General features: G+C 41.3%; 12 protein-coding genes. 2 read left to right on the top strand and 10 right to left on the bottom strand.

Going from position 1 to position 15,619, the window contains the following annotated elements; genetic code table 11:
• Position 1: 1 nt before the first annotated feature.
• Positions 2-1,546 (bottom strand): acyl-CoA synthetase FdrA, encoded by a 1,545-nt coding sequence (fdrA, locus tag MHH89_RS25965; protein WP_341088510.1) that lies wholly within the window; start codon positions 1,544-1,546, stop codon positions 2-4.
• A 3-nt stretch (positions 1,547-1,549) separates the two neighbouring features.
• A complete protein-coding gene (locus MHH89_RS25960) occupies positions 1,550-2,260 on the bottom strand; it encodes a DUF2877 domain-containing protein (RefSeq protein WP_341088509.1) in 711 nt (236 codons plus the stop codon).
• Positions 2,261-2,801: 541 nt separating this feature from the next.
• Here MHH89_RS25960 and MHH89_RS25955 point away from each other — a divergent pair.
• Positions 2,802-4,499 (top strand): PucR family transcriptional regulator, encoded by a 1,698-nt coding sequence (locus MHH89_RS25955; RefSeq protein WP_341088508.1) that lies wholly within the window; start codon positions 2,802-2,804, stop codon positions 4,497-4,499.
• Positions 4,500-4,555: 56 nt separating this feature from the next.
• On the opposite strand, the gene MHH89_RS25950 is transcribed toward MHH89_RS25955, so the two are convergent.
• The 8 genes from MHH89_RS25950 to MHH89_RS25915 form a co-directional block, all read right to left on the bottom strand.
• Positions 4,556-5,212 (bottom strand): M48 family metallopeptidase, encoded by a 657-nt coding sequence (locus tag MHH89_RS25950; RefSeq protein ID WP_341088827.1) that lies wholly within the window; start codon positions 5,210-5,212, stop codon positions 4,556-4,558.
• An 80-nt stretch (positions 5,213-5,292) separates the two neighbouring features.
• Positions 5,293-6,666 carry a hypothetical protein gene (locus MHH89_RS25945; RefSeq protein ID WP_341088506.1) on the bottom strand — a complete coding sequence of 458 codons (1,374 nt, stop codon included), beginning with the start codon at positions 6,664-6,666 and terminating at the stop codon, positions 5,293-5,295.
• A 165-nt stretch (positions 6,667-6,831) separates the two neighbouring features.
• Positions 6,832-8,739: a flagellin N-terminal helical domain-containing protein gene (locus MHH89_RS25940; RefSeq protein WP_076220375.1), complete on the bottom strand. Its 1,908-nt coding sequence runs from the start codon at positions 8,737-8,739 to the stop codon at positions 6,832-6,834.
• Positions 8,740-8,942: 203 nt separating this feature from the next.
• A complete protein-coding gene (gene bshB2, locus MHH89_RS25935) occupies positions 8,943-9,596 on the bottom strand; it encodes a bacillithiol biosynthesis deacetylase BshB2 (protein ID WP_038574105.1) in 654 nt (217 codons plus the stop codon).
• A gap of 23 nt (positions 9,597-9,619) precedes the next feature.
• The gene (locus MHH89_RS25930) at positions 9,620-9,964 is read right to left on the bottom strand and encodes a YojF family protein (RefSeq protein ID WP_076128602.1); all 345 of its coding nucleotides are present in this window, start codon (positions 9,962-9,964) and stop codon (positions 9,620-9,622) included.
• A gap of 233 nt (positions 9,965-10,197) precedes the next feature.
• On the bottom strand, positions 10,198-12,078 hold the full coding sequence (locus tag MHH89_RS25925) for a PAS domain S-box protein (RefSeq protein ID WP_076220374.1): 1,881 nt from the start codon (positions 12,076-12,078) through the stop codon (positions 10,198-10,200).
• A 113-nt stretch (positions 12,079-12,191) separates the two neighbouring features.
• Positions 12,192-13,889 carry a hypothetical protein gene (locus MHH89_RS25920; RefSeq protein WP_341088503.1) on the bottom strand — a complete coding sequence of 566 codons (1,698 nt, stop codon included), beginning with the start codon at positions 13,887-13,889 and terminating at the stop codon, positions 12,192-12,194.
• Between the two features lie 240 nt (positions 13,890-14,129).
• Positions 14,130-14,579, bottom strand: coding sequence for a VOC family protein (locus MHH89_RS25915; protein ID WP_076128596.1), 450 nt, complete (start codon positions 14,577-14,579; stop codon positions 14,130-14,132).
• A gap of 99 nt (positions 14,580-14,678) precedes the next feature.
• On the opposite strand from MHH89_RS25915, the gene MHH89_RS25910 reads away from it, so the two are divergent.
• Positions 14,679-15,617, top strand: a complete 939-nt coding sequence (locus tag MHH89_RS25910) for a helix-turn-helix transcriptional regulator (protein WP_076220760.1) — start codon at positions 14,679-14,681, stop codon at positions 15,615-15,617.
• The last annotated feature ends 2 nt before the right edge of the window (positions 15,618-15,619 follow it).

The following is a 15,619-nucleotide window of genomic DNA, read 5'->3' as shown; positions in this document are numbered from 1 at the left end:
GTTATACTCCCTTCTCTACAAAACCTCTGGCAAGAAGTCCTGCATTCGTATTACTGCTTGCATAGGTAACGCCCGCGGATACCAGCTTATCAAGCTGTTCTTGGACGGAAGGTGTATCCAGATCGGTTCCAAGTACATAGCCGACAATCTCCAAATGTCTGCCTTCTTGTTCCGCTGCTTGCTTAGCCTCAATAATTGCAGGCACCATAACACCTACTGGATCCTCATGCGATCCATAGCCTAATACAAAATCCATAATGATCACGCCCACCGCCGGGTCCTTTGCTTCCTGCTTGAATCTGGCAATCCGTGAAGAAGGATCAATCATTGGATGTGGTTTGCCGTTGGTGAACCCATCATCCCCAAAGTCAATAAACGTATGCGCTTGGCTGATATGGATATCAGCCAGCTGATATTCCGGATCTTTTGGAATGTTGCTATAGACATCGTCGTATTTCTCCATCGCTAGATACATTGCTTCATCACATAAAGTACCGCCGCAGAATAACCCGCGAATATACTTCTGTTCTGGCTTCAGCTTGACCTTAATCTCCTCAATCAGCGGAAGGTTTAGCGGATGCTTGTCAATTTGACTCTCATCAATGCCGGATAGAATTACCGCCTTTAGCGCGGCCTCTTTGGTTGTTTTGGCAAAATGTCCACCTGCTTCCAGAACAGCTTCCTCCGTTCCTCCGATAAAGCAGACCACGACAGGCTTATGCATATTTTTGATTTCATTCAGCACTTTTTGTTCCACACTTTTGGCGGGTGGCTTGGAAATCAACACAATGACCTTAGTGGCTTCGTCTTCGTTAAGCGCTTTCATCGCATCAAGCATCATTACTCCGCCGACACGTTCACTTAGGTCTCTGCCGCCTGTGCCAATCAACTGTGAGATGCCTCCGCCAAAATCGTGAATCCGCACGCTGATTTCCTGACTTCCTGTGCCGGATGCACCCACGATGCCGATATTGCCTTTACGAACCTTATTGGCAAAACATAAGGCCATATTTCCAATGATCGCGGTTCCGCAATCCGGCCCCATCATCAGCAATCCACGCTCATGTGCTATTTTTTTTAATTCAATTTCGTCTTCTACGCTTACGTTGTCACTGAACATCATGACATGGAGATTATTCTCCAGCGCTTTTCTTGCTTCTCTGGCTGCAAACGCTCCGTTGACTGAAATCACTGCAAGATTAGCTGCTGTCATATTCTTCACTGCCGACTCAATTGTTGGATATTTAAGCGCTGTACCGCCAACTGCACTATCTTTTTTAATAAACAGCTCTTCGATTGCTTCAAAGGCAACTTCAGCCAGCTCAGGGGATGCTGCTTTGATTACGATCATCAGGTCACTATTCTTAGCTTCCTCTAGCTCAGGGGTTATCAGCCCTACATTCGCTAATACCTCTTTATTCATTTGAGTAGCCATTGCGATAAAAGCTTGTTCGACACCCTCTATTTGATTCGCTTTGGTCGACAACGACATGAGCGAGACGGAATCAAAGTATGTGTTTCTTTTAATTACTATTTTAGTCGACATATCTTACCTCCAACGTTGTTCTAGATTAAGATTCAAACCGCTAATGATCCCCAAGGCAATATCTGTTCCGGAAGAAGAACCTATATCCAGCACTGCCGATAAGCCAAGAAGCATAGTTTCCTTACTCTCATACATGAGCGAATGCAGCATCTGACCCATTGACTCTCTCACCTGACCCCAAGCCGCTTTTTTCAGAGCCATATAGCTTATTTCATTCGTTAATTCAGCTGCTTCGTTCACGACTTCCCTGCACCACGGCTGATATTTACTAATAGGACTCTGAGGCAGATGGATCGCAGCAAACAATCCAACTAAAAAATCATCTCCCGACGGAGTCAGCCCTGGGCCTAACCCCATTAGTCGAATTGCATAATGAGTAGCCTCTTCCATGCTGTCATTCGCCAAGGTATTGAGAAGACCTGAAGATCGCTCTTCCAGCAGCCGCATCGTTTCTCTCTCAAAGCTGCTAGAACCCGCAAACTGCTTCATACCGCCTGATTTTCCATAGCTATTGATATAAGCCCTTGCCGCAGCCAAATTATCTCTTAGCGTCTTTAGTTCTATTGGAAAAATAGATAAAGAGCTCTGCCAAACTGTCAGTTCCTTGATCGATATTGAAAGCTTAGTGCCAATATATAATTGATCATTCTCCGCAAAAACTTCATCTCCCACAACCAGTCCAAGATCCGAAAAACTACTAACCTCTGTGATCAAAGTATTAGGCGCATTATCTATCCTACTGCTCGCAATGGTATATAATTCATCAGTTGCCTTGCACCTTACATTTATCGTCCGCTCAAATATGCTGTGTACATTTCCGAAAAATCTTGATTCTCGAATCCGATGAAAGAACGCGCTATCACTGGATATCCCAGCTTTTAAATAAGAGGTACACTTGCTCTGAGAATGCTCCGTTTGATCGCCCCCTTGAGAAGGAAGTAGATAATGGTTTGGTCACTTACTGTCAGGTTATCCTATATAGAAAGCGTTCTCATAAAAAAACCTTAACGGTTGATGATGAATGATAGAAGATGTTACACTCAGTTCATAAAATTCTAAGAATGATGAAGATTGAGCTGCTTTCTGTGTGAAAAAGGATATTTTTGTGAAATATATCACAGTTTAACGGATAAACGTTACCTGACACCCTTATTGTAGTCCTCCGCACACTGGGGGTCATCATACAAGAACACTAAAAACAACAAGTAATCACTATGCACATTGCACAATGGGTGAAGATAAGGGGTGTGAATTGATGCTAACGATAAAAGATATCTTACAAATCAAATCCATCGAAGGCATAAAGATCGTTGCGGGGCATTCTGGCCTAAACAATCAAATCTCCGTAGTTAATATCATCGAGAATCCGGACGTATTTGACTGGCTGACCTCGAACGAGCTGCTTTTATCCACCGGATATATCTTCAAAGACAGCACGGAGCTGCAGAACAAATTCATTCATGAGCTGGTGGAGAATAACTGTGCAGGACTCTGCATCAAAATGAAGCGATATTTCGATGCTATCCCGCAGAATATGATCGAGCTTGCTGATAAGCATGGACTCCCGCTACTGGAGCTCCCTTTTGAATACACCTTGTCCAGAGTCATTGCGATCATTAACGAAAAGACCAACGCGGATTACGATGCAGTGAACCGACGCTCGCTCGACCTTCATAATGCGCTGTTCAAAATCGCACTCGAAGGAGGCGGTATTGAGCAAATATCGGCGGAATTGTCCGACACGATCCATAACCCTGTTCTTATATTAGATAGAGACTGGAACCTACTCTGCTATACAGATCATAAGGATAACCCATCTCCACTTCAGGAATTCCTGCCACTGGTGAAGAACAGGCCTGTTTTTCCACCAGAGTTCACGGTAGCTTTCCCAAAGTATATTACTGAAATCAAAAAATCCATCAAACGCACCTACTATTCTCAGGGACAGCCTTACAAGTGCTGCATTATGCCGGTTTCTGTATCCAGTAACGCTTACGCGTATATCGTCGTTCTGCAAACGGTACGCAAGCTGGTTGAATTTGACTACACCGCGTTAGAGCATGTATCCACGATGCTTGCACTGGACCGGATCAAAGCCAAGGAAATCGAAGAGGTAAAGCATAAAATTAGGCAGGACTTCTTCGACGACTTATTAGCTGGCAATATTACTTCAACAGACACACTGCATTCCCTATCTGCTATACATGGGCTTAAAGTTAACTATGCGTATTACTGTACAGTTATCCATATTGAAGCTACACAGCTGGAAAACTACACGGACATGGTTTATAGAAAATACGAAATGGAGCATATGGTCAAAAAATGTGTCAATTTGATCTATGGCTTGTCCAGTAATGCAGGTGGAGAGCTAATCTGTTACTATCGCAATCAGCAAATCATCATCTTGATCGGAAAAAATGAAAATAAACCACCAATTTCAGTAAGCGATACGAAAGCCTTTGCTCAAGAGGTGCTGCAGTTGCTGGCTCAGGAAATGACTAAAAATCATTTTCTCATCGGCATTGGCAGTCAGTATAAGACACTTGCTTCGCTCCATCGAAGCTTCTTCGAGGCCCAGGAAGCTATGCGGCTCATGCAGCGGTTTAATAAAGACAGCCGGAGCATTGCTCACTTCGAGGATTATTCTGTCTATCATTTTTTGGATTCCAATATTAAGCCTACGGAAATGGAGACATTCTTTAACAAAGTTCTGGGAGGCATCCATGAACATGACCAGACGATGAACACGAGATTCATGTCTACCTTGGAGTACTATTTTATGTACAATCAGAATGTAACCGAAGCCGCCAAAGCGATGTTTATTCACCGCAACACCTTTATTTACCGGATTGATAAAATCAAAGATTTGCTAAATATAGATCTGAAAAACTCAGATGAGCTATTCGAGATTCAACTGGCACTTAACCTCTATCGATTGCTGCAAAGGGGTTAAAATAACGAAGGGTATTCCCGGCAACCATTACTCTAGTTGCACTGGAATACCCTTTTTCATAACGTCATAGCCCGTCCATATCTTGCTAAATATTCTTCCTTCTCCTTATAATCCGGCATTAGGCTTCCAACCCGTCGCCAAAAGGAGCGATCATGGTTCATATGCAGCAAATGACATAACTCATGGATGATCACATAATCGATAACCTCCACGGGAGCCATGGCCAGACGATAGTTAAAGGTTAGCTTTTTATCGGAGCTGCAGCTTCCCCATTTGGTCCTGGACTCTACAATCTCGATACTCTTAGGTTTTACTCTAAGCTGCGTCTGGTACCTAGTGATCCGCTCTCCTATAAGCTTCTTGCAGCTAGAGAAATAGAACTTTTTCAGCTTTAACTGAAGTTGTTCTTCACTTAGCTCCGCTGTCTCTATAAGCTCATGCAGAGAATAATATTTGCCTAGATACAGGAACTTTCCTTCATCTTCGTACGCTCTGATCATCTTTGGCGTTTCACGAGCCGCTTCGAGACTTTGCAGCTTCTCCACAATCATTTTTCCATTACGCTCAACCACACTTTTAATCATCTCTTCAGATGTTTTCTTAGGTACCTTGAGTGTTATGCGCCCTGACGGATCTATATGAATGGAGATTTTTTTCCCGTTTCCATATTGAACATTAAACTCGATCACCTGATTGTCGTAATCAATCTTCATACCCACCATCGTTTCTATAAGATTATTCGCAATAAAAAAGAAGAACGCACCTAGGCGTTCTCCTATTTTAACACGATTCCTCAATACACCGGATATCCCGCTACAAACATTGCCAAGTACAGTATACTACCCACAACAGATATAACAGTGAGTGCAACATCCTTCGGCTTTTCATTAGTGAGCGCAACGGCAGCAAAAGCTAGCGGAAAGGCAACAAGCAAATAACGCGGGGCTGACAGCAGCCAAGTAGCTCCCACTACGAAAGCAAAATACACGATAAAATAAGCAGTGTAGGATGGCCGTAGTTTTCTTGCTCCCATAAACATGATAATTAGTGCTGAGAATATAGCGATTAAATTAGGCAGCCACATGCCGAGAAAAGAACGGCTATCTCCACTTTTAAAGGTGCCCACCGCATATTCCATCTGATATCTTACGGTATCGAAAAAGAGATAGAACTTCTGTGACCAATGCTCCCTCTGGTAAATACTGAACTGAAAAGCATTTCCCGTAACATAGTAGTTGATGTAAAGATAAGCCAGCAAACCCATCGATATGATAGCAAGACAGCCAATGGCGGTGGTCAGTTTATGTATAAACGCTTTTTTATCTAGTAATTTATAATTCCCGATAAGTTCTCGTGCAAATTCAATCGCAACCGGTACAATCAACAGTACCCCTGGAGAACGCGTATACGCTGCAAGTGCACCGCATAAACATCCGATGAGCCATTCTTTTTTTCTCACAAAATATAAACACAACAGCGATAAGGCCAGAAATAAAGATTCGGTCATTGGGATGAAGAAAAAGAACGCAGCCGGAAATATAAAAATATACTTTACTACTCGCATAGCACTCTTTCGATGCATGTCTAGTGCGGCAAGCTCATAGGCGACCAAGGCAGCGACAAGCGAGCAAATATTAGAAACGAAGAATCCAGCGACGAGATAATTCCCTACGAATACCTGAACTACTTTAATTAGATTTGGAAAAAAAGGAAAAAACACAATATGGTATTTCGGATCTCCCTCCGTCACATACCAATTCTCCGCGATGCCCAAATAATGTGAAGCGTCGATCCCCGATATATGCCAGGTCTCAGCTATTTTGCTAAACAAACCACCGGAATAGCCATTCTGTATGATCAAAAATATATACCCGATAATCATAAGCAAGACCCTACTAGCCACAACCCAGCCGATAATATATAGCCAAGCCTGCTTTCTGTCCCGTATTTTATCTTCCAGAGTTACTTCAGGTGCTGGATTTGTCAGAACAAAATCTGTCAAAACAGGTATAGTGCGGAGTCCCAATAATACAAAAAGTACGAAACAGGCCACGGAAGCAAGGGTACCCATCATAGACCAACTAGTGGTCGAGTTTACCCAGAAAATAGCCGTCACCATCATAATGAACATGAAGATGAAGGAAATGATTTTGTCGTGCTTTTTCATTTGAACCTCCAAAGATAAATTCTTACAATAATCTAGTTAAAAAAGGAAAATATTACGCATAGAAATATAATAGTCTCTGGAATTTTTTTTGTAAATCATTTCTTAGATCATCATAGATTCTAAAAAAAGCCTATGCACTGAAATGCATAGACTGTATGTATAGCCCTATTTTAACAACTCTAACACGCCTTGAGGCTGTTGATTAGCTTGAGCCAACATCGCTTGCGATGCTTGAGATAAGACATTGTATTTGGTAAGCTTCATCATTTCCTTTGCCATATCCGCATCTCTTATTCGTGATTCAGCTGCTGTTAAGTTTACTTCGTAATTGGTTAGGTTATTATGGATATGTTCTAATGCATTTTGATACGCGCCGTACATTGAACGCCTGGATGAAACGGTATTTATAGCTTTGTCTATTTTCGAAATCGCTAATTCGGCACCTTGTCTAGTTGAAAGATCTATATCCGCAATTCCCAGAGCAGTAGTTCTAGCATCTGTTAATTTAACAGCGAAGTTATTCCCAGAGTTTGCTCCCACCTGAAGATTTACTGTTTTGTAATCATATGTGGTACCAGGGTTTGATCCGTAAGATACATTGAAATTGGTTATCCCAGTTGTAGTTGAAAAAGTGTAACTTCCGTCATCATTACTAATAATGTTATTTAGTCTATCCGTAGAGCCCCCACCATTTAGATTAACATTAGCCAATTCATTACCCTGTGGATCAAAGATGGAAAGACGATAATTATTATCTACTATTCCTCCAACGATGTAATTCCCATCTTTCATTTCTGTAATGCTAGTAAGTTGACTGGAGTTGGAAGTTTCATTTGAGATATTCTTCTCCCACAATACGTTTCCACTACTGTCTAGTTTATAGATTAATCCACTAGTTTTAGTAGAGTCGTTATAAGAACCAACAATTATGGCCCCTCCATCACTGGTTGCGATGGCCCGGTAACCTTCATCATCCCCAGCAGCACCGACTCGTGTGTCCCATAACGGATTTAAGTTACTATCATATTTCACAACCCAGCTTGACTTATCGGTATAAGAACCGTTTAGTTTGAGACTTGATGAACCAATAGCCAAATAACCGCCGTCAGCAGTTTCAATAATAGAATTAAATTCTTCGCTTCCATAGCCAACAGGATTGGATTGTGAAGAACCCACTATCGAGGTGGATTGTTGCACACCACTACTATTAAATTTAGCCATAAGGCCATCCCAATTTTGAATACCGGAACCCGTCCCTGCCACAATAAAGGAACCGTCACTAGTCTCAATTACTTCATTCCCCATAATGGAGTAGACACCAGATACCCCTGTACTCCACTGCTCATTCAAATTCGCATCCCATTTAATTATATTTATCCTTTGATCGGAAATTGCCCCTGCTGAGAAATCATTTCCTAATAAAATATAACCACCATCACTAGATTCCTTAATACTATACACATCCATATTAGGAATTGCTTGTGACCAAACTAAATTACCCATACTATCTAATTTGAAGGGATTATTACCGGGAATTCTTATTCCGACGTAACCTCCATCTGAAGTCTTAGATAAATCTCTGGCAGGTATGTTAGCGGTCCAGTTCGTACTTATATTGCCCTGTACTGGGGTAATATTCGTGTTTACTTCGAGGTCATTATTCAATAAATGAATTCCATTAAATTGAGTGTTATTAGCAATATCATTTATCCCAAGCTTTATCTGCTCAACTTCTTTTTGAATCAATGTTCGATCAAAATTTGTTAAGGTATCATTTGAAGCCTGTATTGCAAGCTCCCGTAGTCTTAGCAGATTAGGATCTTGTATAGTTCCAAGTCCACTCTCAGCAGTCTGAATTAGTGAAATACCATCCTGTGTATTCCTTGCTGCCTGAGACAATCCACGAATCTGTGCTCTCATTTTCTCAGAAATTGCTAATCCTGCAGCATCATCTGCCGCTATATTTATCCGAAGTCCAGAAGATAACCTCTCTAGTGAACTTGTAATAGATTTATTATTTTTATTTAATCTGTTCAAACTATTTAAAGACGTGATGTTGTGACCGATTCGCATTTAATCACCTTTCAATTGTTAGTATCTTCTATATCGGATAGTCCTTAGTAATTTTTTAGGTCAAATTACCCGTGTCTTAAGGCCTCGCCTTAAATTCCCACCGTCCCCCGCTGAAAAGTTGAATATTCACATACAAAAACGGCGATCTATCACCGGTTAAGCACCGACAACAGATCACCGCTAAAATTCTGACTAGATCATTATCATTCAAACGGATAAATCCAGAAATGTTCTGTTCCAAAACGAGCTTGGATCTCTTTATCATTTAAAGGTTTGCTTCCCAACAACTCAGCAGCTTGGAATTGGGAACGATGCGCCTGAATGGACGCCATCTTGTGTTTGAGGAAATCTCTCACATCATTGATAACCTTTGGCTCCCCAATCTCTACAATATTATTAGCAAAAGCTATACAGTGAACAGGAGGTCTTTCTTCCTTTGGAAGTCTTGCAACGGTTCGGATCACTGCGGCTCCAGTAGCATCGTGATCAGGATGAACGCTGTACCCTGGATAGAAAGTGATGATCAACGAAGGTTTAAGCTCTTTCAAGAGCGCATCAATCTGCCCATCGAGCAAGACTTGATCTTCGAATTCTATCGTCTTGTCGTGAAAACCAAGCATTCTTAAATCCTGTATGCCAATAGCCTCGCAGGATTCCTCCAGCTCCTTCTTACGTATTTCCGGGAGGGTTACCCGATTCGCAAAGGGCGGGATGCCCATATTTCGGCCCATTTCTCCAAGCGTTAGGCATGCGTAGGTAACTTGGGTCCCATTTTGTATATGTTTGGCAAGGGTACCTGATATACCGAAGGCCTCATCATCCGGATGTGGCAAAATAACAAGAATATGTTTTTCCACAGAACTCTTCATCTCCTCTTCCATTAGAACGGCTCTCGGCTTAATTGTAACGATACAATCAGTTTGCCTTGAGCATCATGTCCAGCCATAATCAATCTGCCTGTCTCACTCTCTTCATAGTGAGTTAGCCCTTCCGAGTAAACCCAGCCCTGCGACATTTTTAAGCCGACCCGATAAGGACCGTTGCCGGAAATCGAACCATGGGAATATCGAATAACAGCATTGGTAATAAAAGTAGCGGCTGGATGCTTCGAACTATCTAAATGGGCAGCGTAGGCTCCCGTTGTCATCTCAAGATGGATATATAGATCCTGATCTTTAAGCAGGTCGATCCTATCTTGTACTTCCGATTGATTGATTAGCTGCAATGTTGCGCCTCCGTCTCTGACTGAATATATACATACAAAAAATAAGATCCATACCTTATAGAAGGACGGATCTGTTATATGATAAGCGGGTCCGTATTTCTCATCAAAGTATAACGTGCAATGCTATGTAATTCAATGGATAGAGCGATCCCCTCCAAGTGTAACAGTAATGGACTGGCTTTTTACTGTTCACCTGAAGGGGATAATATCACTGAGAGGTTATGCTGTTTATATTAGATCACAAACTGATCTAACATCTTTATGATGACTTCACGCTTTACAGGCTTGCTGATATACTCGTCCATTCCGGCAGCTAGACAATTTTCACGGTCACCCTTCAAAGCATTAGCCGTGACCGCGATGATGGGCGGACATTTCTCTTGATGCTCATCTCTTAACATCTTCATAGCCTCTATACCGTTCATAACGGGCATGTGAAGATCCAATAAAATAAGATCAAAGGGTTCTTTCCGTGCTGCTTCAACCGCATCTATGCCGTTTGTGACGGCGATAACACTGTGACCCATTTTTTCGAGTATTTTGGTCAGCACTAGCGCATTGATAGAGTTGTCTTCAGCAAGTAAAATTCTTGCCTCACGTGCGGTATGAAGCTTGTTAATGTTAGCCTCTTGGCTAGGAATTACCACTGATTTCTTGGGCCTGATTGTGAAGGTAACCGACGTACCGCTCTTGCCGTCACTCTCCGCATAGATCTCACCACCCATCATTTCGACAATTCTGCGGCTGATGGCAAGGCCAAGACCCGTGCCTTCATGTCTCCGCATCATAAAGCTATCCACCTGCTCAAACGGTTCAAAAATATCAGTAAGTCGATCAGGATCAATTCCAATGCCAGTATCGGTTACCGTAAAGGCCAGCAGGAAGGGATCATCCTTTACAAGCCTCACTTTTACCGATATGCTGCCCGCGGGTGTGAATTTCACAGCATTCCCTAGCAGGTTCAAGAACACCTGCTTCAAGCGTTCCTCGTCACCGTAAATAAAGTCAGGAACATCATGATTTATGATGCTGGTAAGCTCCAGATGTTTTTGTTCAGCTTTTATTGCGATAACAGAAAAGCTGTCCTTGAGGCAAGTTCGCAGATCGAATGTATCCTCTTGTAGCTCGCTTCGGCCTGCCTCAATTTTTGAAAGATCAAGAATATCATTGATTATATTGAGCAGGATTCCTCCGCTTTTGCGAATGATTTCTACATATTCACGTTGTTCTTCATTAAGCTCTGTTTCAAGCAGAATATCAGTCATGCCTATCACCCCGTTCATGGGAGTGCGAATTTCATGACTCATCATAGCCAGGAACTCACTTTTAGCTCTATTCGTGGACTCTGCGGCTTCCTTAGCTAGCGACAATTGCCTTTGCTCGGAAATGTCCTTGCATATAAGATAAAATCCGATATTATGATTGTTCACATAAATAGGTGCAATACTGGTGAGCACTTCAACGACTTCGCTGTCCTTAGTGACAAGCTTATTGATATACTGCTCAACTGTATTATCGTAAAGGGCTCTTTCCAGAATGCGCTGGACATTCTCTTCTCCAATCAGACTCGCAAGCTTCATCCCGATCAACTCGGACTCGATGGCATAGCCCGTTATCTTTTCCGCCATACTATTGGTGTTAATGATTCGACCGTCAAGGTCAAAAGAAATGACGGCGTCATGGTTATATTTTTTAAGCGACGTATACCGTTCAACAGACTCCTGAAGGCGTTGCTCGGATTCCTTTTGCTTTGTAATGTTAACGATTTGGCAAATGAAGTATGCTGGCTGGTTCGACTCGTCGCTGAATAGGTGGAGCGTGAGCTGTCCCCAAATATAATCTCCATTTTTTGTGATAAACTGCTTTTCCATCTGCACTTCTGTTTCCTCACCCAAAACTGCTTTTAAATCATGAAGGTTGCCGAAATCCTCGGGGTGAGAAAGGTCTTCTAACCGCATACCCTCAAACTCTTCAGTGGAATAACCAAAAGTCTGCTCAAAGGCCGGGTTTACGGTCAGAATCAAACCATTTGGCGATAAAAGGGCGATCCCAAAGGAGGCGTGATTAATCACCTGTTGGTTGAATTGTTCCTGGTTTAGATTTACGCGATGCATAGCGACCTCCATGGGATGATGTAATTTTTGCGTGAAAAAATAGACCTTCTATTTAGAAGGTCCTATTTATAGCTTATAGTCTAATTTACCCACTTTGTTGTTAATTGAATCCGTTAATTTAACGGGATCGAATAGAACACTCTGGATCCTTTATTGTTCGTATACCAAATGATTTTGTCTCCACTAATAATAGGACTGCACTCTGATAAGGCAAAATGCTTGATCGTTTGGATGTCGCTAGTAGCTTTTCCCGCTCCATCTATAAGAACATATTTCAGATCACCCGGATGATTCTCTTTATCAAACTCCTGCCACAGCACCATCATTTTGTCGTCTGTGATTTTTACTAGCTTAGGGATGGACGCGATCAGGTTCGTGCCTACATATTTAGCCAAGGTAATGTGATTCACCGAATTACTGCTCAGGTTGGACTTGGGCAACACACTAAGCATGACATCCCTTTGGTCCGTTTCTAAACCCACCATCTCAAAAGATGTATACTCTTTGACTAGGGAATGATCTACCGAATTCATAGCGACTATATAGTTCGCCGGGGACATCTCAAATCCGCCTATAGAAACACCCGTCGCGTTCGCTCCGATTTTGCCGGGAATATTAAATAAATCCACTTCTTTATAACTGGCTCCGTCTCCTTTATTCAGAACAATCGAACGGGGATAAGCGTCGCCATGATCGACTAGAACATGCGCAGTACCATCAAACAATACATATTGGTCAAAAGAGTGACTGACATGATTCTTCTGGAATCTTCCCAGATCATTGGTCACGGTCATGGTTTTAGTATTTACAATAATGGTAAGCTGGGATTGATGATTTAATTTATCTTCTGTCGTGTATCTTGTACGTGAAGTGTGAAATACAAGCGTATCTCCAGCTTCAGCCATCCTGCCGGAGCCTGAATCAAAAGGGCTAACGGTATAGCTCTCCCCACCCTTTATGGAGACACTGTCTACTCTATTGAAGCTTTTATCATAACGGACAATACGAATGACTTCCTTGCTATCATTCTCTTCGCGGTTCTCTTGGCCAAAAGCAATATAGTTATACTGCTCCCCACTAAAGAATCCACCAAACACCGGAAGCTCAAAAGGAATGCTCTTATTGCCTGTTAGTTCGTACTTCTCATTGTACGTTTCAATCGTAAACTCTTTGTTCGCCTCAATAACACTTACAGTCCCATCCTTATTATTCACAAGATAAGAAGAGGCCGTACTTTTCCATCTAGGAAAATAAGAAGATTCCCCGTTACTCTCAGCTACAGCCGCCGTCTTTACCCGGTAAGCATGATCTGGGATTGTGGAAAATAACGATATGCGGTCAGACTGAACGTCAAATTCAATATCGAACGGGATTTTACCCGCCAAATCTCTCAACTGAAAATAATTGTTATCATCAATATTGTACGCCGTAATAGACTGTAACTGTCCGTTGACTAGCACCTTAGAGCTTGAAAGCGTAGCAGCATAATTTTTATGGCGGCTATAATAGTTACTTGTTGTTTTCTTTTCGGGCGTATAAGCTTGTCCAGTTATGATCTCAATCGCATTGTTCGCTTTATTCCAAGTGATATCAAACTGGCTGCTCGTTCCCGAGAAATACTCTGCCAAATCGCGTAGTCTGAAATAATTGTTATTCGATATGTTGAACCCATTCAGGTTCCGCTGTTCTCCATCAAAATATGTACTGCTCTCGGTTACCTTAGCCTTCACCGTATTGCTCGCAAAGGTTGTAGTGCCGAGTGCTGGTGTAACCAGTAATAACATCAGCAATATACTAAAAATCCTCTTCATCCGTCTTTCCTCCATTAGATATAATCATTAGCTATTATATTTATCGGTAATTTGCTGTGCCGCCTTAATTTTGAAATGAACGTAAAAAGCACAATCTGCACAGTCTCGCGATCTGCGTTCTATCGTTTGGTTGGAACAACCCGTCTCTCAAGAAAAAAGCCGGCCAAACTCAGGACAATACACCTGAAATTTAGTCGGCTGAATATTAAACTTAGTTTGTTTTAGAAGCAGGAAGCTTTTTTAATGTAATCTTTCATCAAACATGAGTTGGATTTGAATACCAAAGGGATCTTCAATGATACCGTAGGCTTTGCTAAACACATTGCTAGATAAAGGAGCAATAATTTTCACGCGCTCGTCTGTGATTAAGCTTTTATAAAAACCTTCAATCCCCTCTAAGTCAGCACTTTGAATACATAATGAAGTGTTATTGCCCACTGTATATTTCTCATTCGTATTCATTGTATCTTCTGCTATCATTATTTTTGTTTTTCCGATTAACAGGACAGAGTGAGTAATATAATCCTTATTTTCATCCGTAAGCTGTATGGAGCTGTCACGCTCTGCTAGTTGTTGATAGGTGACACGTAGCAATTCCTCTGCGTTAAAATGTTCTTTGTAAAATTCTATAGCTTCCTTAGCTCTTCCATTCATCGATAAAAAAATAGCTACTTCTAGTGTTGTACTCATAGTATAAATCTCTCCTTTTATATATTTGATATCTGGCCTTAAACTTATTATCCTATATAAAGGTATCAAAACATGACACCTTTATAAGGAGTTTTATATATGAAAAAATCAGAACGATTAAATGACATGATGAGGTACTTAAACAGTCGAGAATTCTTTAATTTAAGTGATCTCATGGATAAATACGCTATTTCAAAAAGCACAGCTCTACGCGATATTAGTTCATTAGAACAATTAGGTATGCCTATTTTCGCAGAACATGGAAGACACGGACGTTATGGTATTCTAAAAAACAGATTGTTATCCCCTATTATTTTCACGATAGATGAAGTCTATGCGCTGTATTTTGCCATGCTGACGTTAGAATCTTATCAATCTACACCCTTTCATCTGAGTGTTAACAAGCTAAACGAAAAGTTCGAGCACTGTCTTTCGAGTACACAAATCAACCAAATTCACAAAATGAAAAAGGTCCTGCAATTCGAAATGTATCAGCATAAGCATGTCAGCCGTTTTTTAGATAAAATCCTAGCAAGTATTCTAAATGAGAGTGCCTGTAACATTGCATATACAAAAGAAAACCAAACAAAAAGCTACCCTGTTCAATTCTTTAGGATTTCCGCTAAGTTTGGTCAATGGTATGCCACTGGAATAGAGCTTACGACGAATACATATAGAGTTTTTAGATGTGATCGAATAACCTTCATTGAAGAAGAGGAAAGCAAAGCTCGTTATTCTATAGAAGAACTTCTTAGTCGTTCATTAGAAATCTATCAGTCTGCGAAAAGTATTGACTTTGAAGTTGAGATTGCGGAACAAGCAAAGGATATTTTTTATAAAGAGCATTATCCTTCTATGAAAATAGAAGTTGGTCCGAAAACAGTCATTAAGGGATTCTATAATCCAGGTGAAGAGGATTTCTTGGCTAATTATTTTATGCGATATGGTCATGCTGTTACATCCGTGAAACCTGAAGCCTTAAAACAAATAATCAAAGATAAATTAGAGCAACTCGTAAATCACTATCAAAAAATATAAAG

The sequence above is a fragment of the Paenibacillus sp. FSL H7-0323 genome, from assembly GCF_038002725.1.
Classification (GTDB): domain Bacteria; phylum Bacillota; class Bacilli; order Paenibacillales; family Paenibacillaceae; genus Paenibacillus_AQ; species Paenibacillus_AQ odorifer.
The sequence above is the reverse complement of the archived record's forward strand: the minus strand, read 5'-3'. Positions and strand labels throughout refer to the sequence as shown.

What these genes read in the sequence shown, in the direction of transcription:
- fdrA (WP_341088510.1), bottom strand. Translation starts at nt 1,546, where the DNA reads ATGTCGACTAAAATAGTAATTAAAAGAAACACATACTTTGATTCCGTC.
- MHH89_RS25920 (WP_341088503.1), bottom strand. Translation starts at nt 13,889, where the DNA reads ATGAAGAGGATTTTTAGTATATTGCTGATGTTATTACTGGTTACACCA.
- MHH89_RS25940 (WP_076220375.1), bottom strand. Translation starts at nt 8,739, where the DNA reads ATGCGAATCGGTCACAACATCACGTCTTTAAATAGTTTGAACAGATTA.
- MHH89_RS25945 (WP_341088506.1), bottom strand. Translation starts at nt 6,666, where the DNA reads ATGAAAAAGCACGACAAAATCATTTCCTTCATCTTCATGTTCATTATG.
- MHH89_RS25915 (WP_076128596.1), bottom strand. Translation starts at nt 14,579, where the DNA reads ATGAGTACAACACTAGAAGTAGCTATTTTTTTATCGATGAATGGAAGA.
- MHH89_RS25925 (WP_076220374.1), bottom strand. Translation starts at nt 12,078, where the DNA reads ATGCATCGCGTAAATCTAAACCAGGAACAATTCAACCAACAGGTGATT.
- MHH89_RS25955 (WP_341088508.1), top strand. Translation starts at nt 2,802, where the DNA reads ATGCTAACGATAAAAGATATCTTACAAATCAAATCCATCGAAGGCATA.
- MHH89_RS25950 (WP_341088827.1), bottom strand. Translation starts at nt 5,212, where the DNA reads ATGAAGATTGATTACGACAATCAGGTGATCGAGTTTAATGTTCAATAT.
- MHH89_RS25910 (WP_076220760.1), top strand. Translation starts at nt 14,679, where the DNA reads ATGAAAAAATCAGAACGATTAAATGACATGATGAGGTACTTAAACAGT.